Annotated in this window: 21 protein-coding genes; 14 read left to right on the top strand and 7 right to left on the bottom strand. The window is 56.5% G+C overall.

The window, feature by feature from the left end:
- The first annotated feature begins 144 nt into the window (after window positions 1–144).
- Window positions 145–468, top strand: coding sequence for a hypothetical protein (locus tag ACMGG1_RS02430; RefSeq protein ID WP_414161136.1), 324 nt, complete (start codon window positions 145–147; stop codon window positions 466–468).
- 26 nt (window positions 469–494) lie between these two features.
- The gene (locus ACMGG1_RS02435) at window positions 495–1208 is read left to right on the top strand and encodes a mannonate dehydratase (RefSeq protein ID WP_414161137.1); all 714 of its coding nucleotides are present in this window, start codon (window positions 495–497) and stop codon (window positions 1206–1208) included.
- 146 nt (window positions 1209–1354) lie between these two features.
- Here the strand turns inward: ACMGG1_RS02435 and tolC are convergent, their stop codons facing one another.
- Complete coding sequence (gene tolC / locus ACMGG1_RS02440; RefSeq protein WP_128864548.1) at window positions 1355–2869, bottom strand: outer membrane channel protein TolC; 1515 nt, start codon at window positions 2867–2869, stop codon at window positions 1355–1357.
- Window positions 2870–3155: 286 nt separating this feature from the next.
- Here tolC and nudF point away from each other — a divergent pair, with 286 nt between their 5' ends.
- The 6 genes from nudF (at window position 3156) to ACMGG1_RS02470 (ending at window position 8572) form a co-directional block, all read left to right on the top strand.
- Entirely contained in the window at window positions 3156–3788 is a 633-nt protein-coding gene (nudF, locus tag ACMGG1_RS02445) for an ADP-ribose diphosphatase (RefSeq protein ID WP_020828689.1), read from the top strand.
- Window positions 3788–4213 carry a DUF1249 family protein gene (locus ACMGG1_RS02450; protein ID WP_020828688.1) on the top strand — a complete coding sequence of 142 codons (426 nt, stop codon included), beginning with the start codon at window positions 3788–3790 and terminating at the stop codon, window positions 4211–4213. The genes nudF and ACMGG1_RS02450 overlap by 1 nt, the downstream gene beginning before the upstream one ends.
- Before the next feature lie 27 nt (window positions 4214–4240).
- Window positions 4241–5068 (top strand): 3',5'-cyclic-AMP phosphodiesterase, encoded by an 828-nt coding sequence (cpdA, locus tag ACMGG1_RS02455; protein WP_020828687.1) that lies wholly within the window; start codon window positions 4241–4243, stop codon window positions 5066–5068.
- Window positions 5068–5652 (top strand): esterase YqiA, encoded by a 585-nt coding sequence (yqiA, locus tag ACMGG1_RS02460; RefSeq protein ID WP_020828686.1) that lies wholly within the window; start codon window positions 5068–5070, stop codon window positions 5650–5652. Before cpdA ends, yqiA begins: the two co-directional genes overlap by 1 nt.
- Before the next feature lie 47 nt (window positions 5653–5699).
- A complete protein-coding gene (gene parE, locus ACMGG1_RS02465) occupies window positions 5700–7595 on the top strand; it encodes a DNA topoisomerase IV subunit B (RefSeq protein ID WP_020828685.1) in 1896 nt (631 codons plus the stop codon).
- A gap of 80 nt (window positions 7596–7675) precedes the next feature.
- Complete coding sequence (locus tag ACMGG1_RS02470; RefSeq protein ID WP_115060520.1) at window positions 7676–8572, top strand: LysR substrate-binding domain-containing protein; 897 nt, start codon at window positions 7676–7678, stop codon at window positions 8570–8572.
- Between the two features lie 27 nt (window positions 8573–8599).
- On the opposite strand, the gene ACMGG1_RS02475 is transcribed toward ACMGG1_RS02470, so the two are convergent.
- Together ACMGG1_RS02475 and ACMGG1_RS02480 are read right to left on the bottom strand one after the other, a co-directional pair.
- On the bottom strand, window positions 8600–8908 hold the full coding sequence (locus ACMGG1_RS02475; protein ID WP_020828683.1) for a putative quinol monooxygenase: 309 nt from the start codon (window positions 8906–8908) through the stop codon (window positions 8600–8602).
- Between the two features lie 159 nt (window positions 8909–9067).
- The gene (locus tag ACMGG1_RS02480) at window positions 9068–9649 is read right to left on the bottom strand and encodes an NAD(P)H-dependent oxidoreductase (RefSeq protein ID WP_414161138.1); all 582 of its coding nucleotides are present in this window, start codon (window positions 9647–9649) and stop codon (window positions 9068–9070) included.
- A 315-nt stretch (window positions 9650–9964) separates the two neighbouring features.
- On the opposite strand from ACMGG1_RS02480, the gene parC reads away from it, so the two are divergent.
- From parC to ftsP, 3 genes are all read left to right on the top strand, one after another.
- On the top strand, window positions 9965–12238 hold the full coding sequence (parC, locus tag ACMGG1_RS02485; RefSeq protein WP_020828681.1) for a DNA topoisomerase IV subunit A: 2274 nt from the start codon (window positions 9965–9967) through the stop codon (window positions 12236–12238).
- A gap of 358 nt (window positions 12239–12596) precedes the next feature.
- The gene (locus ACMGG1_RS02490) at window positions 12597–13331 is read left to right on the top strand and encodes a 1-acylglycerol-3-phosphate O-acyltransferase (RefSeq protein ID WP_020828680.1); all 735 of its coding nucleotides are present in this window, start codon (window positions 12597–12599) and stop codon (window positions 13329–13331) included.
- Between the two features lie 132 nt (window positions 13332–13463).
- Window positions 13464–14879 carry a cell division protein FtsP gene (gene ftsP, locus ACMGG1_RS02495; RefSeq protein WP_020828679.1) on the top strand — a complete coding sequence of 472 codons (1416 nt, stop codon included), beginning with the start codon at window positions 13464–13466 and terminating at the stop codon, window positions 14877–14879.
- 17 nt (window positions 14880–14896) lie between these two features.
- Here ftsP and ACMGG1_RS02500 read toward each other — a convergent pair whose 3' ends face one another.
- Window positions 14897–15793, bottom strand: coding sequence for a LysR family transcriptional regulator (locus tag ACMGG1_RS02500; protein ID WP_400826939.1), 897 nt, complete (start codon window positions 15791–15793; stop codon window positions 14897–14899).
- A gap of 151 nt (window positions 15794–15944) precedes the next feature.
- On the opposite strand from ACMGG1_RS02500, the gene xapA reads away from it, so the two are divergent.
- Together xapA and ACMGG1_RS02510 are read left to right on the top strand one after the other, a co-directional pair.
- Entirely contained in the window at window positions 15945–16766 is an 822-nt protein-coding gene (xapA, locus tag ACMGG1_RS02505; RefSeq protein ID WP_262244684.1) for a xanthosine phosphorylase, read from the top strand.
- 81 nt (window positions 16767–16847) lie between these two features.
- Window positions 16848–18107 carry a nucleoside permease gene (locus tag ACMGG1_RS02510; protein ID WP_262244685.1) on the top strand — a complete coding sequence of 420 codons (1260 nt, stop codon included), beginning with the start codon at window positions 16848–16850 and terminating at the stop codon, window positions 18105–18107.
- A 38-nt stretch (window positions 18108–18145) separates the two neighbouring features.
- On the opposite strand, the gene ACMGG1_RS02515 is transcribed toward ACMGG1_RS02510, so the two are convergent.
- Window positions 18146–19033: a PfkB family carbohydrate kinase gene (locus tag ACMGG1_RS02515; protein ID WP_400826862.1), complete on the bottom strand. Its 888-nt coding sequence runs from the start codon at window positions 19031–19033 to the stop codon at window positions 18146–18148.
- Window positions 19034–19215: 182 nt separating this feature from the next.
- On the opposite strand from ACMGG1_RS02515, the gene ACMGG1_RS02520 reads away from it, so the two are divergent.
- Window positions 19216–21381 (top strand): YgiQ family radical SAM protein, encoded by a 2166-nt coding sequence (locus ACMGG1_RS02520; RefSeq protein ID WP_020828674.1) that lies wholly within the window; start codon window positions 19216–19218, stop codon window positions 21379–21381.
- A 63-nt stretch (window positions 21382–21444) separates the two neighbouring features.
- Here ACMGG1_RS02520 and ACMGG1_RS02525 read toward each other — a convergent pair whose 3' ends face one another.
- Window positions 21445–22050 (bottom strand): transglycosylase SLT domain-containing protein, encoded by a 606-nt coding sequence (locus tag ACMGG1_RS02525; RefSeq protein WP_041414972.1) that lies wholly within the window; start codon window positions 22048–22050, stop codon window positions 21445–21447.
- 38 nt (window positions 22051–22088) lie between these two features.
- Window positions 22089–23291 carry an ROK family protein gene (locus tag ACMGG1_RS02530; protein ID WP_259218482.1) on the bottom strand — a complete coding sequence of 401 codons (1203 nt, stop codon included), beginning with the start codon at window positions 23289–23291 and terminating at the stop codon, window positions 22089–22091.
- Window positions 23292–23397: the final 106 nt, after the last annotated feature.

The following is a 23397-nucleotide window of genomic DNA, read 5'->3' on the forward strand; positions in this document are numbered from 1 at the left end:
GAAGATCACATCGCAGTGATTTGCCGCTTTTCTGTTATTTTTATTTCTCATAACCTGTCATACAGGTTGATAGCTTCTGCCTGAGGGGCAGGGTACGAATCCGTAATCGGTGATAAATAAAATTTTTTTTCTTCAGGAGATAAGGTGATGAAACTGGGTTTCGGTCTGTACAAGCATATGCTGGATGATGAGCACTTTGCCTTTGCTCGCCAGTGTGGTGCGACGCATGTCGTGGTGCACATGGTGGATTACTTTCATCGAAACGATCGTTTTTCTCGTTCGAATCAGCCCGTGGGCGATACTCAAGGGTGGGGAACGGCACAGGCGGAGATCTGGAGCACGGAAGATCTGCTCGATATTCGTGCCCGGATGGAGAAATTCGGCCTGACATTTTTTGCCATCGAAAACTTCGATCCCTGTCATTGGGACGACATTCTGTTTGATGGCCCCAAAAAAATCAGCAGATAGAAACGGTTAAACAAATTATTCGCAATGTGGGTGCCGCCGGTATTCCCGTTTTTGGCTATAACTTCAGCCTGGCCGGGGTCGCCGGTCGAATAGAGGAAAATAAAGCGCGTGGCGGAGCAAAAACCGTTGGGCTAAACGGAGCCAATGAGCAAACAGAAAGCCCGCTACCGGCCAGCATGGCGTGGAATATGGTGGTGGATGAAAACGCTACAGGGTTGAGAGAGGTGACGACGAAAGAGCAGCTTTGGCAGCGTCTTGAGTGGTTCCTGGCGCAGATTGTCCCGGTGGCGGAAGAGGCTGGCGTCAGGCTGGCAGCGCATCCGGATGATCCACCGCTCGAGTTTGTACGCGGTCAGCCGCGGTTGGTCAATCAACCGCATTTGTATCAAAAATTGCTGAATTTGCAACCCAGCCACGCGAATGCGCTGGAATTCTGCCTTGGCACTATCGCCGAAATGTCAGAGGGGGATGTTTACCAGGCGGTGGAGCAGTACGCACAGCAGGATGCCATTGCCTATATCCACTTTCGCAATGTGAAAGGCAAAGTGCCGTACTACCATGAAACCTTTATCGATGAAGGTGACATAGACATGCCGAAGGTGTTGCGAGTGCTAAAAGAGTGCAAATTTAACGGTGTATTGATCCCCGATCATTCGCCGCAGATGAGCTGTGAGGCGCCATGGCACTCGGGTATGGCCTATGCGATGGGATACATGAAAGCACTTATGCAGGTTATTTGAGCTTTTTCTCGATTTTCAGCCAGTTCTTCTGCCCAAACGCCCAGAAGTGAATTCCTGCTATTGGGGCTGAGGATCCAAATCTATAAGCCGAGACAAAAAAACGGGGCTGGCAGATGCCATACCCCGTTTTCAATGCTGTGCGCGAATCAGTTGCGGAATGGATTACCGCTGTTGCGTACAGGCGGAGTGGTTGTGCTCACCGGCGCAGAGGTCCGGGTAGCGGCAACCGGTGCCGGCGCTGCGCTTTGCTGTGCAGGCGCATTATCCTGATAACCGTCGGCATAAGCGTCTTGCGCCGTGGTCGGTGGCGCTACCACGTCTTGCGAGGTAGAGATTGGTTTGCCCAATGCACCGTTCAACAGCATCAGGTCGTTCTCGTTCAAGGTACCGAGTGCGAACTTGATGTTCAACTGGTTGATCAGATAGGTATAACGCGCGCTGGAGAGCTGTTGCTTGGCGTTATACAGCGTGGTGGTGGCATCCAGCACGTCGACGATGGTGCGGGTACCGACCTGATAACCTGCTTCCATTGCATCCAGTGAACTCTGAGCCGACACCACTGCCTGTTTGTAAGCGTTGATGCTACTGATCGAGGCGTTCACGTTATTGAATGAGGAACGAACAGTCTGCACCACATTACGGTGTGCACTTTCCAGTTGCTCACTGGCGCCCACGAAGTTGTACTGTGCTTGTTGCACCTGCGAGTTGGTCTGGCCACCGCTGTACAGAGGCAAGTTAAAGCTGATGCCAACTTTATTCTGACCGTCATCGGAATCGCTGTAACGTGATGAATTACTAGTAGCGGAACCGTTATATTTGGTATTGCTGATACCGGTAGATGCGCTGACGTCTATTGTTGGCATATAGCCGGTTTGTGCGGAGCGGATCTGCTCGCGGGCCAGATCCTGGCTCAGGCGAGCGGATAACAGGCTCAGGTTGCGGCTTTCGGCCTCTTTCAGCAGATTATTCACTGCTTCCGGGCGCTGGGTGCTGAAGCGGTCGGTATTCAGCGAAGCCAGTTCCGGGTAGAAGGTGCCGGTGACCTGGCGCAGTTTTTCCAACGCGTTATCCAGCGTGTTACGGGCAGTGACTTCCGCCGCCAGCACCGTATCGTAGTTGGAACGGGCGTTCTGCACGTCGGTGATTGCTACCAGACCAACGTTAAAGCGCTGAGTGGTTTGATCCAGGGTGCGATATACCGCCTGTTTCTGCGCTTGGGTATAGGACAGTGAATCGATGGCGCTCAGCACGTTGAAATAGGCGGTGGCGGTATCGAGGATCAGCTGTTGCGACGAAGTCTGGAACGTCACGTCGGAGATGCCGGCGGTTTTTTCCTGCAGCGTCAGCGCGCGCCATTTCGACATGTCGAAGATGGTCTGGGTCAACGCCAATGAGCCGCTGGTGACGTTACTGTTTACGCCATTGCTGTCACGATAACCGTTGGTGTAATCGTAACCTGCGGTTAACCCCAGCTGTGGCAGTAAGGGGCTGCGCGCTTCGTTGATTTTTTCGAATGCGGCGTCACGGTCAGCGGCGGTTTTGCGCAGATCCGGGTTACTTTCCCTGGCCTGTTTGTAGACCTGCAGCAGGTTCTCTGCCTGGCTCATTGCACTGAAGCCGCCCAGGCTCAGTCCGATAAGAAGGGGGAGCAGTTTCTTCATTTGCATTCCTTGTTGTGCAGCAATATTGCTATGTAGTTAGCGCTGACGATAGACGAAATAGTTGCCGATTCTAACAGAGTCTGTTGTACGCATAAGGTGGCGGAATGTGCCATCTTGCGTAACTTTTACCTTTCAGGCCGCCTGTTTACCTTAGTTCAACTGGCTGCGTACGTCACACCTGATATCATGGCTCACAATCTATCATAAAGCCGCGGAAGATTATCCCGCCGTTTCTGTCATCAAAACTGTTTATTTTATCGGCATACTCACGCAGGAGAATTCGCTTATGAGCCACTCGCAGCCATCGCCCGTTACTCTCGATAAAAATGATGTAGAAATTATTGCACGTGAGACACTTTACCGTGGTTTTTTTTCACTCAATTTATATCGCTTTCGTCACCGTTTATTCAACGGCGATATGAGCCCGGAGATTAAGCGCGAAATTTTCGAGCGTGGGCACGCGGCGGTGCTGCTGCCTTATGACCCGGTGCGTGACGAAGTGGTGCTGATTGAACAACTGCGCATCGCTGCGGTCGATACCAGTAGCTCGCCCTGGCTACTGGAAATGGTGGCGGGTATGATCGAAACCGGCGAAAGCGTTGAAGACGTGTGCCGCCGCGAAGCGCAGGAAGAAGCCGGCGTGACGGTCGGGCGCTGCAAGCCGGTGCTGAGTTATCTGGCGAGCCCAGGCGGCACCAGCGAGCGCTTGTCGATCATGGTCGGCGAGGTGGACGCCACCACGGCGGAAGGTATCCATGGACTGGAAGAAGAGCATGAAGATATCCGTGTCCATGTGGTCAGCCGCGAACAGGCTTACCGCTGGGTTGAAGAGGGCGCGATTGATAACGCGGCATCAGTGATTGCATTGCAGTGGCTGGCGTTGCACCATGAATCGTTGAGAAAAGAGTGGGCCAACTAATGAAACAGCGCTATACCCCTGATTTCCCCGAAATGATGAGATTGTGCGAAACCAACTTCGCGCAATTGCGCCGCTTGTTGCCGCGCAACGATGAAGTGGGCGAAACGGTGACTTATCAGGTGAGTGGCGCCAGTTATCGTCTGACTATTGTTGAATCCACACGCTATACCTCGCTGGTGCAGATTGAGCAGACTGTCCCGGCGGTCAGCTACTGGAGCCTGCCTGCCATGACGGTGCGCCTGTATCATGACGCGATGGTTGCGGAAGTGTGTTCAAGTCAGCAGATCTATCGCTTTAAAGCGCGTTATGATTATCCCAACAAAAAGTTGCATCAACGCGACGAAAAGCATCAAATTAACCAGTTTCTTGCTGATTGGTTGCGCTACTGTTTGGCGCATGGAGCGATGGCGGTTCCGGTTTGTTAGACAGACTGAGATAACAAAGGACACCATTTGGAAAGCCTGTTTAAACCGACCGTGGCAAGTGGGGCCAGGGTCAGGATTCTGCAAATAACAGATACCCACCTTTTTGCCGGCGAAAATGAGACTTTGCTCGGCATCAATACCTATCGCAGCTATCACGCGGTGTTGGACGCCATTTTGGCGCAGCAGCGTGATTTTGATTTGGTCGTCGCCACCGGTGATTTGGCCCAGGATCATTCATTGGCTGCCTACCGGCATTTTGCCGAAGGTATTGCCCGTCTGCCGGCGCCTTGCGTCTGGTTGCCGGGTAACCATGACTTTCAGCCGGCGATGGTCGACGCATTGGCCGCCGCCGGTATCGCCCCGTCAAAGCAGGTGCTGGTGGGCGACCACTGGCAGGTGTTGCTGCTGGACAGTCAGGTTTTCGGCGTGCCGCACGGCGAACTGAGCGAGTACCAGCTTGAGTGGATGGAGCGCTGCCTGCAGGCCTATCCCGAGCGCTATACCCTGATGCTGCTGCACCATCATCCGTTGCCTTCCGGCTGCACCTGGCTCGATCAGCACAGCCTGCGCAACCCACACATGCTGGGTGCGGTGCTGCTGCGCTACCCGAAAGTGAACACGCTGCTGTGCGGGCATATTCACCAGGAGCTGGATCTGGAGTGGCAGGGGCGTCGTCTGCTGGCGTCGCCCTCTACCTGCGTGCAGTTCAAACCGCACTGCACCAATTTTACCATCGACGATGTTTCGCCCGGCTGGCGCTATCTTGACTTGCTGCCGGACGGCCGTATCGAGACGCAGGTTTTCCGATTGGAAAACGACGACTTCCGCCCCGACATGGATTCGGATGGGTACTGATGCCTTCTACGCTGCTCTATCTGCACGGTTTTAACAGTTCGCCGTACTCGGCCAAAGCGACGTCCTTCAAGGCGTGGCTGGCCGAGCATCATCCGCATATCGAAATGTTGGTCCCTCAGCTGCCAGTCTTTCCGGCTGAAGCCGCCGAAATGATCGAGAATCTGGTGATGGAGCGTGCCGGGCAGACGATGGGCCTGGTTGGTTCCTCGCTGGGTGGCTACTACGCGACCTGGCTTTCGCAGTGTTTTTCACTGCCAGCGGTAGTGGTTAACCCTGCCGTGAAGCCGTTTGAGCTGCTGATTGACTACCTTGGCGAAAACGAGAACCCCTACACCGGCCAGCAATATGTGTTAGAGTCACGACACGTTTACGATCTGAAAACGATGCAGATCGATCCCTTGGAGTCACCGGATTTAATCTGGTTGCTGCAACAAACGGGCGATGAAATTCTCGATTATGGGCAAGCGGTGGCCTATTACACTGCGTGCCGTCAGACGGTGGAATCGGGTGGAAACCACGCTTTCGTCGGTTTCGAGCACTACTTCCCCCAGATTGTGGATTTTTTAGGGCTCAACGCTGTCTGAGCAGACGGTTCCGGCACCTTCCTTTAACCACGAAAAAATAATCAACGATGACTCAATCCAGCTATAACGCTGATGCCATTGAAGTACTCAGCGGTCTAGAACCAGTGCGCCGTCGTCCCGGCATGTATACCGACACGACGCGCCCCAATCACCTCGGCCAAGAGGTGATAGATAACAGTGTCGATGAAGCTTTGGCCGGTCACGCCAAGCGCATCGACGTGATTTTGCACGCCGATCAGTCACTGGAAGTGATCGACGACGGCCGCGGCATGCCGGTGGATATCCACCCTGAAGAAGGCGTACCTGCGGTTGAGTTGATCATGTGTCGTCTGCACGCCGGCGGTAAATTCTCCAATAAAAACTACCAGTTCTCCGGCGGTCTGCACGGCGTGGGGATCTCGGTGGTTAACGCCCTGTCGAAACGGGTGGAAGTCAACGTCAAGCGTGACGGTAACGTCTACAGCATTGCCTTCGAAAACGGCGACAAGGTGCAGGAATTGGCGGTGACCGGCAGCTGCGGCAAGCGCAATACCGGCACCAGCATCCACTTCTGGCCTGACGAGCAGTTCTTCGACAGCCCGCGTTTCTCGGTATCGCGCCTCAGCCACCTGCTGAAGGCCAAAGCGGTGCTGTGCCCCGGCGTTGAAATTTACTTCATCGACAAGCTGAACAATACCGAGCAACGTTGGTGCTATCAGGACGGCCTGACCGATTACCTGATGGAAGCGGTCAACGGCTTGATCACCCTGCCGGAAGCGGCCTTTGTCGGTAACTTCTCCGGTGATACCGAAGCGGTGGACTGGGCCTTGCTGTGGCTGCCGGAAGGCGGTGAACTACTGACCGAAAGCTACGTCAACCTGATCCCGACCATGCAGGGCGGTACCCACGTCAACGGCCTGCGTCAGGGCCTGCTGGACGCGATGCGTGAGTTCTGCGAATTCCGCAATATTCTGCCGCGCGGCGTTAAGCTGTCCGCCGAAGATATCTGGGACCGCTGCGCCTATGTGTTGTCGGTCAAGATGCAGGATCCGCAGTTCGCCGGCCAGACCAAAGAACGTTTGTCTTCGCGCCAGTGCGCGGCCTTCGTTTCCGGCGTGGTGAAAGACGCCTTCAGCCTGTGGCTGAACCAGAACGTTCAGGCGGCGGAACAATTGGCCGAGTTGGCGATTTCCAGCGCCCAGCGGCGTTTGCGTGCCGCCAAAAAAGTGGTGCGCAAGAAGCTGACCAGCGGGCCGGCATTGCCGGGCAAACTGGCCGACTGTACGTCGCAGGATCTGAACATGACCGAACTGTTCCTGGTAGAAGGGGACTCGGCGGGCGGTTCAGCCAAGCAGGCGCGCGATCGCGAATATCAGGCGATCATGCCGCTGAAAGGCAAAATCCTCAACACCTGGGAAGTGTCTTCGGACGAAGTGCTGGCCTCGCAGGAAGTGCACGACATTTCCGTGGCGATCGGCATTGACCCGGACAGCGAAGATCTTAGCCAACTGCGTTACGGTAAAATCTGTATCCTGGCGGATGCGGACTCAGACGGTTTGCACATCGCCACGCTGCTGTGCGCGCTGTTCGTGCGTCACTTCCGTTCGCTGGTGAAGGGCGGTCACGTGTATGTGGCGATGCCACCTCTGTACCGTATCGATCTGGGCAAAGAGGTGTACTACGCGCTGGACGAAGAAGAGAAAGCCGGCGTGCTGGAGCAGTTGAAGCGCAAAAAAGGCAAGCCTAACGTTCAGCGCTTTAAAGGGCTGGGCGAGATGAACCCATTGCAGCTGCGTGAAACCACGCTCGATCCGAATACCCGCCGTCTGGTGCAATTGACGGTGAGTGACGACGATGTGGATCAGACGCTGGCGATGATGGACATGCTGCTGGCCAAAAAGCGTTCAGAAGACCGCCGTAACTGGCTGCAGGACAAAGGCGATATGGCCGAGCTTTCTGTCTGACTGTCAGGCCCGGCTTCCCCGCCGGGCCTTCTTTCCGCAGGGGCGCTGCGTGCGGCACCCGACCACTCTGGGCGGCATGCATGAAAATCACCCTCGAAGAGTTACTGGCCTTTACCACCGTCGTTGACAGTGGCTCCATCACTGCCGCAGCCGAACAGCTCGGCCAGACCACCTCCGGCATCAGCCGCGCACTCAGCCGGTTGGAAAAAAAACTCGATACGACCCTGATGCGCCGCACCACGCGTCGACTGGAGCTGACCGAAGAAGGCCAGAATTTTCTCAGCCACGCGCGTGAGATTATCCACTCGGTGGAAAACGCCGAAGAGCAAATGGCGTTGCGCAGGTTGATCCCTGCCGGGAAACTGCGGGTCAACGCTGCCGCTCCGTTTATGGAACACGTGATCGTGCCGCTGGTGGCCGGCTTCCGGCAAAGCTATCCGCAGATTGAGCTGGAACTGAATACCGATAACCTGATCATCGATCTGCTGGAAAAGCGCACCGACATTGCCATTCGCATTGGCGCGCTGCGGGACTCGACCATTCATGCACGTCTGTTGGGCTCCAGCCGCTTGCGTATTCTCGCCAGCCCGGAATACCTCTCGCGTTATGGTACGCCGGGCAGCGTGGAAGCGCTGCGCGAGCACTGCCTGCTCGGGTTCACCCAGCCGGAGTCGCTCAACCTGTGGCCGTTGCGCTATCAGCAGGCGCAGCATTTTGCCATTACCCCGACAATCTCGGCTTCCAGCGGTGAAACCCTGCGTCAGTTGGCGTTACGGGGGGAAGGGATAGTGCAATTGGCGGATTTTATGACGCGAGACGATCAGCGTGCGGGGCGACTGATACCCTTGCTGGAACAGGAAACGCTGGATGTGCGCCAACCGATTAATGCGGTGTATTACCGCAATACCCAGTTGGCGGCGCGTATTACCTGTTTTCTGGACTACGTCAGTGCGCATATTGATGCGCAGACGCTGTAGAAAACGACTGGCTGTTCCCAACCGGTCTTACAGGGCGTTGCCCAGCACGTGAATGGTCACGCCCAGCACGCTGTCTTTGATGGTGTCACGATGACGGTGCATGTGAGCGATATCCAGATGCTTTTCCAGATGCGCCTGACTGGCCCATTTCTCCAGCATAAACACCGAGTCCGGCGACAGCTTCTGCCATGGCGCCTGGGTGTGGCTGTCGATCATCGGCGTGTATTCGCTACAGCCATCTTCTGCCAGTACCAGCGGGACCAGTTTCTCAATCGCCTTCAGAACCGTTTCACGGTGGCCCGGCTTGGTTTTGATTTCTGCAATTACGGTGATCATCATTACCTCATTGGTTGACGTGTATTCCCATCATACTTCAAGCCGCCTCTTTGTTGGCTGTCCGTATTTACCCCGGTCACGTACCGCTTGTACGCTCCCGCGGATGCGTTTGGTTGCCGCCTTGATGCAACTTGAATTATCTCGGGAATAGCCTATCAGTTAAGCAAAAATTTCGGTCAGATGCGCGCGATAACGTGCGATGTCGCTGTCGATATCCGGTTGTTTAATCACATCATTACAGATAAAGGTCGGCAGCGCTTCCATTCCCAGGAACTGATTGGCCTTATGGAAATGCAGATACACGCCGTCGACGCCGACGCCATGGAAGAACTGGTCCGGGTCGGTAAAGGCTTCCAGTGGGGCGTTCCAGGTCAGGCTCAGCATGTATTTCTTGCCCTGGATCAGGCCGCCGGAGCCGTACTTCTTGCCGGCGTCTGAGCGGGTACGACCGTCACTGGCGTACAGGCTGCCGTGCCCGGCGGTGAACACTTCATCGATGTATTTTTTCAGGATCCACGGCTCGCCCATCCACCAGCCCGGCATTTGATAAATCACCACGTCGGCCCACAGGTATTTTTGCACCTCGGCTTCGATGTCGTAACCGTCGTTGACGACGGTGACCTGCACCTGGTGCGGTACATCGCGCAGGAAACTTTCCGCCACGTCGCTCAGGGTTTGATTGAGTTCGCCGTTGGAATGGCCAAACTGCTTTTTAGCATTGATAATCAGGATATTGCTCATTATTCACGGCTCCTGTCAGAATTAGAATGTGTGATGTTCTCCGCGCCGGGGGCGGGAAACATTTCGCTGAGAAGCAGTGTAATCGTTAGCAATACAAGTAAAAATGCGATCCAGCGCACAACAGTGTTGACTGTGAGTCAATAAATGCGCCACTGCGTAGCGCTATTTTGCACAAAACTGCCTGATACACCGGCTTCGCCGGATGATTGCTGCGCCATCTGTGACAGCTACCCTGCTGATGGGTTACTATCGCAGGCAGAATCAACCCTTTGTCGTCCAGGGATTGCCAAGCCACGGTCTGAGGATAATTGAGTAATGAGTGATCTGACTCATGACGGTGTAGAGCGTTTACCGCTGCACACATTCACTGAAAACGCCTATCTGAACTATTCCATGTACGTCATCATGGATCGGGCGTTGCCGTACATCGGTGACGGTTTGAAGCCGGTACAACGCCGCATCATCTACGCCATGTCGGAACTGGGGCTGAGCAACAGCGCCAAATTCAAAAAATCCGCCCGTACCGTCGGTGATGTGCTGGGTAAATACCATCCGCACGGCGACAGCGCCTGTTATGAAGCTATGGTATTGATGGCGCAGCCATTCTCTTATCGCTATCCGCTGGTAGACGGCCAGGGGAACTGGGGTGCGCCGGACGATCCGAAATCCTTCGCCGCGATGCGTTATACCGAATCGCGCCTGTCCAAATATGCGGAAGTGTTGTTGGCCGAGCTGGGTCAGGGCACCGTTGACTGGGTGCCGAACTTTGACGGCACTATGCAAGAACCGAAGATGTTGCCGGCACGTCTGCCCAACATTCTGCTGAACGGCACCACCGGCATTGCCGTGGGCATGGCGACCGATATCCCTCCGCACAACGTGCGTGAAGTGGCTGCCGCTGCGGTGGAGCTGCTCGAGCGGCCGGGCGCTTCGCTTGAAGACCTGCTCGAGTTCGTGCAGGGGCCGGACTTCCCGACTGAAGCCGAGATCATCACGCCGCGCGACGAAATTCGCAAAATCTATCAAAATGGCCGCGGTTCAGTGCGTATGCGCGCCGTTTGGAAGAAAGAAGACGGCAGCGCGGTGATTACCGCCTTGCCGCACCAGGTTTCCGGCGCCAAGGTGCTGGAGCAGATTGCAAGCCAGATGCGCGCCAAAAAGCTGCCGATGGTTGAAGATCTGCGTGATGAATCCGATCACGAGAACCCAACGCGGCTGGTGATCGTGCCACGTTCCAACCGTATCGATTTGGAACAGGTGATGAACCACCTGTTTGCGACCACCGATCTGGAACGCAGCTACCGCATCAACATGAACATGATCGGTCTGGACAACCGCCCGCAGGTCAAGGGGTTGGTAGAAATCCTGACCGAGTGGCTGGCGTTCCGTCGCGATACGGTACGCCGTCGCCTGAATTACCGCCTGGAAAAAGTGCTGAAACGCCTGCACATCCTCGAAGGTTTGCTGGTGGCGTTCCTCAATATCGATGAAGTGATCAACATCATCCGTACTGAGGACGAACCCAAGCCGGTGCTGATGGCGCGTTTTGGTATTTCAGACACTCAGGCCGAAGCCATCCTCGAACTGAAACTTCGCCATTTGGCGAAGCTGGAAGAGTTCAAGATCCGCGGTGAGCAGGACGAACTGGCCAAAGAGCGCGATCAACTGCAGGCGCTGCTGGCCTCCGAGCGCAAGCTGAACACTCTGATCAAGAAAGAGATCCAGGCCGATGCATTGGCCTACGGCGACGATCGCCGCTCGCCGATTACCGAGCGTTCGGAAGCCAAGGCGATGAGTGAGCACGACTTCGTACCTTCAGAGCCGGTGACCATTGTGCTGTCTGAAATGGGCTGGGTGCGCAGCGCCAAGGGCCACGATATCGACCCAAGCGGCCTGAGCTACAAGGCGGGCGACAGCTTCCGCAGCGCGGCGCGCGGCAAAACCAACCAGCCGGTGGTGTTTATCGACTCCACCGGACGCAGCTACGCGCTTGATCCGCTGACGCTGCCTTCGGCACGCGGGCAGGGCGAGCCGCTGACCGGTAAGCTGACGCCACCGCCTGGCGCCACCATTGAGCAGGTGCTGATGGCGGCGGACGACCAAAAACTGCTGATGGCTTCCGACGCCGGCTACGGCTTCGTTTGTACCTTCAACGATTTGGTGGCACGCAACCGTGCCGGCAAGGCGATGATTACTCTGCCGGACAACGCCAAAGCGCTGGCGCCGATGGAGATCCACGGTGACGACGATATGCTGCTGTCGATCACCGCAGCCGGTCGCATGCTGCTGTTCCCGGTTGCCGATCTGCCTCAGCTGTCGAAGGGCAAAGGTAACAAGATCGTCTCTATCCCGTCGGCGCAGGCCGCCTCCGGTGAAGACAAGCTGACATGGCTGTTCGTGTTGCCGCCGCAGACCTCTGTGACGCTGCATGTGGGTAAACGCAAGCTGACGCTGCGTCCGGAAGATTTGCAGAAGTTCCGTGCGGAGCGGGGCCGTAAAGGCACCTCACTGCCACGTGGCCTGCAGCGTATCGATCGCGTAGAGATCGACGCCCCTGCACGAGCGCCGACGGGCGACAGCGAAGAGTAACCCTGAGGGAATAACAAGCGGGCGCAGCATATTGCGCCCGCTTTTTTTCACGCAACCGGCAATTATTTTCAAATAGTTAACATTTCTCTGCATAAAATTATTGTGCGTATCGCCGGCTGGCGGGAAAATAGCAAAAAAATGCAGGGCAGGTTTTCAGCCCCTGCAATCAAAGAATGAGTTTACCCAAAATAATTGGAGTTGCATCAAGGCGGCAAGGCCGTAAATCCCTGGGAGCTTAGTAAACTAAGTGACTGGGGTGCGCGGACGCAGCCAACACCGATGCAGCTTCAAGTATGAAGTGAAAAAGGGACCTGCGCAGCGTTTCAGGCTGTGTCGGCAGTGTGCTAATGAGGTTGTTATGTTATTAATTTTGCGTGCCATTCTTGCCACTCTGTATTGTATTTTGGTGTGCATCTTCGGTTCTATTTACTGTTTGTTCAGCCCGCGCGATCCTCGCCATGTGGCGACCTTCGGTCATCTGTTTGGCCGCCTTTCCGGGTTATTCGGTTTGAAGGTGGAAGTCCGCGTACCGGCCGATGCGGCCAAAAATGGCAACTGCATTTATATCGCCAACCACCAGAATAACTACGATATGGTGACCGCCGCCAAAGCGGTGCAGCCGCGTACCGTGACCGTGGGTAAAAAGAGCCTGCTGTGGGTGCCGTTCTTTGGTCCACTGTATTGGCTGACCGGTAACCTGCTGATTGACCGTGATAACCGCGCCAAAGCGCACGGCACCATTGCACAGGTCGCCGAACAGTTTAAAAAACGCGACATTTCGATCTGGATGTTTCCTGAAGGCACCCGCAGCCGCGGGCGCGGGCTGATGCCGTTTAAAACCGGCGCATTCCATGCGGCAATCGCCGCCGGGGTGCCGATTGTGCCCATCTGCGTTTCCACCACCAGCGGTAAAATTAATCTTAACCGTTGGAATAATGGTCATGCGATTGTCGAAATGTTGGAGCCGGTCGATATCAGCGGCTACGGTAGAGAAAATGTGCGTGAGCTGGCGGCCCATTGCCATGAGCTGATGCTGGCGAAAATCGCCGAGCTGGATGCGGAAGTCGCCCAGCGCAATGCCGCCGGAAAATAATATTCCTACCGGCTTCAAAGAATGAACTTTTAAACGGCGCCAAATGCCGTTAACGCCGGGGCTCCTGCTAATCTGATTAACAGGGGCCCGGTCTTTGCACACGGTTTAGTCATTGCTTTTCATGGAGAAAATATGTCACTCAGTCGACGTCAGTTTATTCAGGCATCGGGCTTGGCGCTGTGCGCGGGAGCCGTGCCGCTGAGGGCTGAGGCGAGCGGAACGCAGACCCCGTTACCTGTCCCCCCGTTGCTGGAATCCCGCCGTGGGCAACCGCTGTTTTTAACCTTACAGCGTGCCCACTGGGCATTTATGGATAACCGCAAGGCGTCGGTGTGGGGCATCAACGGCATGTACCTTGGGCCGACGGTGCGGGTTTACAACGGTGATGACGTAAAGCTGATTTACAGCAACCGCCTGCCGGAGCCGGTGGCGATGACCATCAGCGGCCTGCAAGTGCCGGGTACGTTGATGGGGGGCGCGCCGCGCATGATGTCTCCCAACGTTGACTGGTCGCCGGTGCTGCCGATCCGCCAGAATGCGGCCACCTGCTGGTATCACGCCAGCACCCCGAACCGCATGGCGCCGCATGTTTACAATGGCTTGACCGGGCTGTGGCTGGTCGAAGACGAGGTCAGCAAATCGCTGCCTTTGCCGAATCACTATGGCGTAGATGACTTCCCGCTAATCATTCAGGACAAGCGCCTCGATAACTTCGGCACGCCGGAATATGACCCGCCGTCGCAGGGGGGCTTTGTCGGCGATACGCTGTTGGTTAACGGCGTACAAAATCCTTATATCGAAGTCTCCCGCGGTTGGGTGCGCCTGCGCCTGCTTAATGCTTCCAACTCGCGTCGCTACATGCTGCAACTGAGTGACGGCCGACCGCTCAACGTGATCGCCAGCGATCAGGGCTTCTTGCCTGCGCCGGTCGCGGTACAGCAGCTTTCGCTGGCACCGGGCGAACGTCGTGAAGTGTTGATCGACATGTCAAAAGGCGATGAGGTGACGATCACCGCCGGCGAAGCGGCAGGCATTATGGATCGCCTGCGCGGCTTGTTTGAACCTTCGAGCATCCTGGTCTCTACCCAGGTGCTGACGCTGAAACCGACCGGGCTGTTGCCGTTGGTGACCGATAACCTGCCGATGCGCTTGTTGGCCGATCAACTGTTGGACGGCAGCGTCAGCCGCACCCGCGAGTTCCGTTTGGGCGACAGCCAGGCCGGGATCAACGGGGCGATCTGGGACATGAACCGCATCGATGTGCAAACTCAGCAGGGGAGTTGGGAGCGCTGGAATATCCATGCGGATACCCCGCAGGCGTTCCACATTCAGGGCGTACAGTTCCTGGTCAAGCGCGTTAACGGTGCGCAGCCAATGGCGGAAGATCGCGGTTGGAAAGACACGGTGTGGATCGACGGAGACGTTGAGCTGTTGGTTTACTTCAATCAGTCCACCTCAGAACATTTCCCGTTCCTCTACTACAGCCAGACGCTGGAAATGGCAGATCGCGGCAGCGCAGGCCAGTTTATGGTGCAGCCTGCACTCTAAACCCGCTGGGTACGGCGCTAAGCTGCCGTACCCAACATCGCCAGAAAGGCCTGCACCACCGGCGTCGCGCTGTCGGCATGGTAAATGGCGTACAAATCCGCTGACGGTGCCTGCTGCAGCGGGCAAAAACGCACGCCGGGCCACGGAATGCGGCCGTAGCTGTCCGGCAACAGCGTGATGCCATAGCCTTCGGCCACCAGCGCCATCAGGGTTTGCGGTTCGTTGACCTGATAGGCGATATCCGGTTTGAACCCCTGCTGCAAACACAGGTTGTGCAGATATAGCCCCAGACTGGCCTCATGAGGCGGCAGCACGATGAATTTTTCATGCCGCAGTGCCGCCAGCGGCAGGCTTTCCGCCTGTGCCAGCGGGTGATCGAGCGGTAGCACCAGCGCAATGTTCTCCCGTGCCAGCAGTTGGCATGCCAGCCCCGGTAATATCTGTTCCTTGGCTTCTCGCCACACGCCGATATCAATATGACGTTTTTGCAGCGCCGTTATTTGCTGGCCGGGTGTCAGTTCGTTCAACGCCCAGGTGACGTTGGCCGTTTGTTCGGTAAAGCGCTTCAGCGCCGGTATCAGCCCACCCCACACCGATGTGCCGACCATGCCAATCACCATATGGCCCGCTTCGCCACGCCCCAATTGCTGCACCTGATTGAGTGCATTACCCGCCTGATCCAATAGCATCTCGACGTTGTGAAACAAGGTTCGGCCCGCCAGCGTCAGCGCCATCGAGCGGGTGGTGCGTTTGAACAGCTCTACGCCCAGTTGGCTCTCCAGCTCTTTGATGTGTTTGCTGAGCGGGGGTTGGGAGATGTTCAGCCGCAGTGCGGCCTGGGTGAAGTTCATCTCTTCCGCCACCACGCGAAAATAGTGCAGCAGGCGGAAGTTAATCCGGCTGGGATCCGGCAGTTGCTGTGGCTGCTTTAGGTTGATGATGGCCTCCTGATGCGAGCAATTTATAGGTGAATGGAATAAATCAGCCGCCAATAATGTATTGGTCGCCGGTGCGCATCGCTCTCTACTATGGGGATTATTTCACCCTTCCACAGATGAGAATACTATGTTTAATCAAGAAGATGCTTTTTCCTGTGCTGAAACTATCCGCGCCCGCCTGCCGGGCTTCCAACCGCGAGCGGCTTTGATTCTGGGCTCCGGCTTGGGGGCGTTGGCGGAGGTGATGACCGACACCCTGACCATCGACTACGCCGAACTGCCGGGTTTCCCGGTCAGCAGCGTGGTGGGGCATGCCGGCCAGTTGGTTGCCGGCTGGCTGGAAGGTGTTCCTGTCGTGTGCATGAAAGGACGCGGTCATTACTACGAAGGGCGCGGTATGCAGGTGATGACCACTGCCGTGCGCACCTTCAAACTGTTGGGCTGCGAATTCCTGCTGGCGACCAACGCCGCCGGTTCGTTGCGCCAGTCGGTGTCGCCGGGCAGCCTGGTGGCCCTCACCGATCACATCAACTTTATGCCCGAGTCGCCGTTGGTTGGCGATAACGACGAGCGTTTCGGTCCGCGCTTTTTCAGCCTGGCCAATGCCTACGATCGCGATTTGCGTGCTCAACTGACGCAGGTGGCCCAGCGCGTGGGTATTCCGCTGGCGGAAGGGGTGTTTGCCGCTTACACCGGGCCCAATTTCGAAACCCCGGCTGAAATTCGCATGATGCAAACGCTGGGGTGCGACGTGGTCGGTATGTCCATCGTGCCGGAAGTGCTCTCGGCGCGCCATTGCGGGCTGAAAGTACTGGTGGTTTCGGCGATGACCAACTACGCCGAAGGGCTGTCCGATACGCCACTGTCCCACGAGCAAACGCTGAGCTGCGCGGCCCTGGCGGCAGAAGACTTTATGCGCCTGATCCGTGAGTTCTTCAAAACTCGGTAACGCTGCAAATTCCCCCGCGGCGAGGTGCAGGGGCCTGGCCGCGTGAATCATCGTTTTAATCAAAATAATAAGGTGATGGTGATGGCAATAAAAACGCGACTGAAGGTAATGGTTTTTCTGCAGTTTTTTATTTGGGGTGCCTGGCTGGTTACGCTGGGATCTTACATGATTAATACCCTGCATTTCAGCGGATTGCAGGTGGGCATGGTGTACAGCGCCAAAGGCGTCGCGGCGCTGATTATGCCGGGGCTGGCGGGCATTCTTGCCGACCGCTGGATCAGGGCCAATTACCTGTACGCGCTCTGTCATCTGTTCGGTGCGCTTGCGCTGTATTGCGCCGCCCAGGTTGAGCAGCCGATGGTAATGTTCTGGGTCATGTTGTTCAACGCCATGGTGTATATGCCGACCATTTCGCTTTCCAACGCCATTGCCTATTTCTGCCTGGAAAAGCACGGTTACGACACGGTGAAAGATTTCCCCCCGGTGCGGGTGTACGGCACCCTGGGCTTTATTGTGGCGATGTGGCTAATCGGCTTTAGCAGAATTGAGCTGAGCAATATGCAGCTGTATCTGGCTTCTGCCATGTCACTGTTGCTGGCCTGCTATTCTCTGACGCTGCCGAATTGCCCGACCAGCAAAGTCGAAAAATCGAAAAGCTGGTTCAGCGTGCTGGGGCTGGACGCGTTGGTGCTGTTTCGCCAGCGGCGTATGGCGCTGTTTTTCCTGTTTGCCATGCTGTTGGGCGCGGCACTGCAGATCACCAACACCTTCGGCAATCCCTTCCTGCATGATTTCGCGAGCAACCCGCTGTATCAGGACAGCATAAGCGTCCGATACCCGGCGGTGCTGTTGTCGTTGTCACAAATATCCGAGGTGTTCTTTATCCTCACCATTCCGTTCTTCCTGCGTCGATACGGTATCAAACAGGTGATGCTGATCAGCATGGCGGCCTGGACGCTGCGCTTCCTGTTCCTGGCCTATGGCACCCCGGTTGGTTTCGGCTTTGTGCTGTTGCTGCTGTCGATGATCGTTTACGGCTGTGCCTTTGATTTCTTTAATATCTCCGGGGCCATCTTCGTTGAGAAAGAGGCCGATAGCCGCATCCGCGCCAGTGCGCAGGGGCTATTCATGACCATGGTCAACGGTATCGGCGCGTATCTGGGGGCGATAGCCAGCGGCGAAGTGGTGGATTTCTTCACCCACGACGGCGTCAAAGATTGGCAGAGCATCTGGTTAATCTTCGCGCTGTATACGTTGGTGCTGGGGATCATTTTTGCGCTGACCTTCAACTATCAGCACCGGCCGGAAGAATATGTCGGGCCGGTAGAGCGAGCGCATTAGAAAAAGAAGAGGGGCGCGCAAACCGCGCCCATTAGGCGTCAAACGTCGGGGAAACGCTGTTGCAGCTGTTGCCAGTCTGGCCCGTCGCTTGCACCTTGGGTTGTTACCACGCAGGCGGCCACGCGGTTAGCCAGATCGACCGCTTGCGGCAATGGCCAACCGGCGGAGAGCCCGGCCAGCAGGCCGGCGCAGTGGGCGTCGCCCGCACCCAGAGTGTCGACGACGTTCACCGGATAGGCCGCTATCTGGAGCGGCGGGGTGTCGCCACGGCAAATCCAGACGCCATCGCAATCCAACCGACAGATCAGCGTGATATTGTGCGCGGCAGCAAACTGCTGGGCCAGAGTGAGCGCATCGCCTGCGCCGCAGAGCGTGCCCACTTCATTTCGGTTCAGCGTCAGCAGGGTGTGGCTGTCGCTGAGCATGGCAAAGAAATCTTCATCCAATTGAGCGATGCCCGGACCGGGATCAATCAGCCGCCACTGGTCAAACGGCAAGCGTGTTAACCATTCACGTACCGCCTCGCCGCTTTCTCCGGCCAACTGCTCGCCGCTGATGTAAATCAGCGTGTCTTCGCTCAGGGGCAGCGTGCCCAACTGGGCTTTATTCCACTGGGTTTCGCAGCCGGGCTCGATCACCGACAGCGACTCGCCGCTGGGTTGCATCTGTGTCAGACGGCGGCCGTTGTCCATCTGGCCATGGCGCAGCAGCACCTGCAGGCCTAAACTTTCCATCTCGGCTTCAATCGCCGCGCCCCATATTCCATTGCCGACCGGCATACCGTTGAGCACCGGGACCTGCAGGCGCTTGAGCGCCCGCGCAACATTAAACGCGCAGCCACCTATTTTTTGCTCCTGCGTCAGCGTCACCTCAACGATCGCGCTGCCCAGGGCCAGAATCGGTTTTACTGCTAAAAACTCACTCATTGATCTCCTCCGCTGTCGGCCGGTGGGCCGAACAGAATGCGCTATGATGACCGCGCAGGCGCGTGGAGTCGAGAGGGAAGCCCGAGATGCTGTGGTGAAGGCGTGAAATAACCATGCTCTTTTTGTCACTAGTGCGTATAATCGCCGCCCGGCGATTAATTAACCTGTGAAAGAGCACCAGAATGAGCACTACCAGCCTGATCCAACCCGATCGTGAATTGTTTTCCTATAAGCCTTATTGGGCCGAATGTTATGGCACCGCGCCATTTTTACCGATGTCGCGCGAAGAGATGGATCAACTGGGCTGGGATAGCTGCGATGTGATCATTATCAGTGGTGACGCCTATGTCGACCACCCGAGTTTTGGTATGGCGATCATCGGCCGCATGTTGGAAGCGCAGGGCTTCCGCGTCGGCATCATTGCGCAGCCGGACTGGAGCAATAAAGAAGATTTCATGCGGTTGGGCAAACCGAACCTGTTCTTCGGCATCACCGCCGGCAACATGGACTCGATGATCAACCGTTATACCGCCGATCGCAAACTGCGTCACGATGATGCCTACACCGCCGGCAACGTGGGCGGCAAACGTCCGGATCGCGCGACGCTGGTTTACAGTCAACGCTGCAAAGAAGCCTATAAAGACGTGCCGATCGTGCTGGGCGGCATCGAAGCCAGCCTGCGTCGTATCGCTCACTACGATTACTGGTCTGATACCGTACGCCGTTCGGTGTTGGTGGACTCCAAAGCTGACATGCTGATTTACGGCAACGGCGAGCGTCCGCTGGTGGAAGTGGCGCACCGCCTGGCTGCGGGCGAGAAAATCAGCGAGATCCACGACATCCGCAACACCGCGGTGATGCGCAAGGGTGCGTTGCCGGGCTGGACCGGGGTGGATTCTACCCGTCTGGACAAGCCGGGCCGCATTGAGCCTATCCCGAACCCTTACGGCGACGATCTGCCGTGTGCTGACGGCGGTAAACCGGAGCCGGAGGCCAAACCGGTCACCGTGCGCGCCGCCAAGCCCAAGCCGTGGGAAAAAACCTACGTGTTGCTGCCGTCATTTGAAAAGGTGAAGGCCGACAAGGTCCTGTATGCGCACACTTCGCGCATTCTGCACCATGAAACCAACCCTGGCTGTGCCCGTGCGCTGATGCAGTCGCACGGCGACCGTTACGTGTGGATCAACCCACCGGCGATCCCGCTGACCACGCCGGAAATGGACAGCGTGTTTGCCCTGCCGTACCAGCGTATTCCGCACCCTTCCTACGGTAAGGAAACCATTCCTGCCTATGACATGATCCGCTTCTCGGTCAACATCATGCGCGGTTGCTATGGCGGCTGTTCATTCTGTTCGATCACCGAGCACGAAGGGCGCATCATCCAGAGCCGTTCGGAAGACTCCATTATTCGCGAGATCGAAGAAATTCGTGACAAAGTACCGGGCTTTACCGGTGTGATCTCCGATTTGGGCGGCCCGACCGCCAACATGTACATGCTGCGCTGTACCAACCCGCGCGCTGAGCAGACCTGCCGCCGCGCCTCGTGCGTGTACCCGGAAATCTGCACCTACATGGACACCAACCACGAACCGACCATCAAGCTGTATCGCCGTGCGCGCTCGCTGGAAGGCATCAAGAAGATCCTGATCGCCTCTGGCGTGCGTTACGATCTGGCGGTGGAAGATCCGCGCTATATCAAAGAGCTGGCTACCCACCACGTTGGCGGCTACCTGAAGATTGCGCCGGAACACACCGAAGAAGGCCCGCTGTCGAAAATGATGAAGCCGGGCATGGGCAGCTACGACCGGTTTAAACAGCTGTTTGACCATTACTCCAAGCTGGCGGGTAAAGAACAGTATCTGATCCCGTATTTCATCTCCTCGCATCCGGGCACCCGCGATGAGGATATGGTGAATCTGGCGCTGTGGCTGAAGAAAAACCGTTTCCGTCTCGATCAGGTACAGAACTTCTATCCGTCACCGATGGCAAACTCCACCACCATGTATTACAGCGGCAAGAACCCGTTGAGCAGAGTGGGTTATAAGAGTGAAGATGTGGTGATACCGAAAGGCGATCGTCAGCGTCGCCTGCACAAGGCGCTGTTGCGTTACCACGACCCGGCCAACTGGGCGATGATCCGCACCGCCCTGGAAGAAATGGGCATGAAGCACCTGATCGGCAGCCGTCGCGAGTGTCTGGTGCCGGCACCGAGCATTGACGAACAGCGCGAAGCCAAGCGCTTGCAGCGTCATACCCGCCCGGCGCTGACCAAGCACACCGACATCACCCGTCAGCGTACGCCGTCCAACAAGCCGCCGCGCAAGCCGATTCGTAACGGCAAGCCATAACGGCTCGGCACTGGCTTAAATGAAAAGGAGAACCCTCGGGTTCTCCTTTTTTGCTTTTGAAAATCAGAGCTGCTCGTAGGCCGCTTCTACCTTCATCAAGTGGCGCGGCGCCTGCGGGGCGGGATGATACTTGCGCACGTGCCAGTTAAAGGCTTCCGGTGACAGATTGTTAATCATCGAAATGGCTTGCTGGCGGTTGCTGGAGAAGGTCCGCAGCAGCGCACCGGTGCCGTTGACGTAGGCGATGATGGTGGCATAACGCAGCGTGACAGGATCGTCGATGCCTTTAAGCTGCTGTTTTTGCAACACGGCCAGATAGGCTGCGCCGAGGTCGATATTGGTATCCGGATCCAGCAGATCGTCGTCGTCCGGACAGCCACGTTTCCCTTTGTAGCGATAGGCGTCACAGCCGGCGGTGTCGGCTTTCAACTGCATCAACCCGATAGCATTGGAGCGGCTGATTGCCGCCGGGTTAAAACCGGACTCGACCTTGATCATCGCAGCGATCAGTTTTTGATCGACATCGTATTTATCCGCAGCATCCTCAATCGCGTCGTCAAAGGCATGAGCATCATAACTGGTACGCGGTTTTTTGCTGGAACAACCGGCCAGGATCAGCATCAGGCATATCACGCCTGCGCGCGACCAGTGTCGTAGGGTGGGTTTCATGGTGCTCCGTATTGTTTTTGCTGGGATAAAAGTCGGCATCATAGCATCTCCGTCAGTGCCTGTTCGACATACAGATAGCCAATACCCATCACCTGCTGCGCGCGCGTGAGTTGGCCAAAGCCGATATGCGTGGCCTGAGTCTGGATCTGATCGTGACGATCGAAGGGGTTGAACCCGGTCTGGCTGATGATGGTCTCCAGCCAGGCCTGACCGAAGCCACAGCTGCGGCCATAAAGATAAATACGGTTAATATTTAAGATGTTAAGGAAGTTATACAGGCTAAGGCCAATCGCTTGGGCGGCGCGTTGCACCAACACTTGCAACGCGGGGTCCCCTTGATGATAACGGGCGATCAGCTCGGCGGTGGTGGGGGTTTTAAGCCTTTCGCCTTCGTGTTGCGCTCTGGGGGTGACTTTTAGCTGAATGCGCGCTTTTTTCTTCAGTGCCGACAGTGATGCGATGGTTTCCAGACAGCCGTAACGGCCGCAGGAGCACAGGCCACCATCGGGATCGACGATGGTGTGGCCAATCTGGCCGCTGCCGAACAGGCTGCCCCGGTAAATCTGCTGGTTGATCACGAACGACGAGCCGATGCCGTAATCGACGTTAATCACGCAGAAGTCCTGCGCGTTAGCGTTATTTTGCCACTTTTCTGCCAGCCCCAGCATCACGCAGTCGTTATCCAGCAGGACCTCGGTCTTCAGGCGCTCTTCCAGCAGGTATTTTATCTCCACCGGGCCTTCCCAGGGGGCCTGTGGCATGCGCTGCGACACCCCGGTGAGCGGGTTTACCTGGCCGTGGATCGACAGTGCTATTTTCAGCGGCATCCCCTGTTGTCGGCTGTGCAGATGATAGATCTGCACCATTTCCTGCAGCATCGCCTGTGGCGTGGTGGCAACGATTGGTTGCGGCGTGAAGACGCTGCACGGCGTGATCAGGCCATCCACCACGATGCTTTCAATCAGATAGGGCGACACGTTCAGGCACAGGATCCGTTGCTCAGAGGCAGCGATGCGGTAACTGCCGCCGCCCAAACCGCGGCGGTGCAAATTCTGCTGGTCGTGTTCAACCCGGCGTTCTTCCTGCAGCTCATCGAGAATTTTGCCGACGGCAGGAATAGACAGCTGTGAAAGCCGCGCCAGCGTCGATTTACTGGCCACCTTTTCCCGATACAGCAACGCGCACAGCACCCGTTTATTAAAATTGCGCACCCGTTGGTTATTCAACCCTTGCAATGCCATTCATTAAACCCCGTTTACTGTATTGCGTGATGGTAGCGCGTAAAGTAGCCGATTCTGTCATTTAGACTGCCTGAAAAGCAACCTTCAGTATTTTTAGTGAGGAAAA

This window comes from Serratia sp. BNK-12, assembly GCF_047456085.1.
GTDB classification, from domain to species: Bacteria; Pseudomonadota; Gammaproteobacteria; order Enterobacterales; family Enterobacteriaceae; genus Serratia; species Serratia liquefaciens.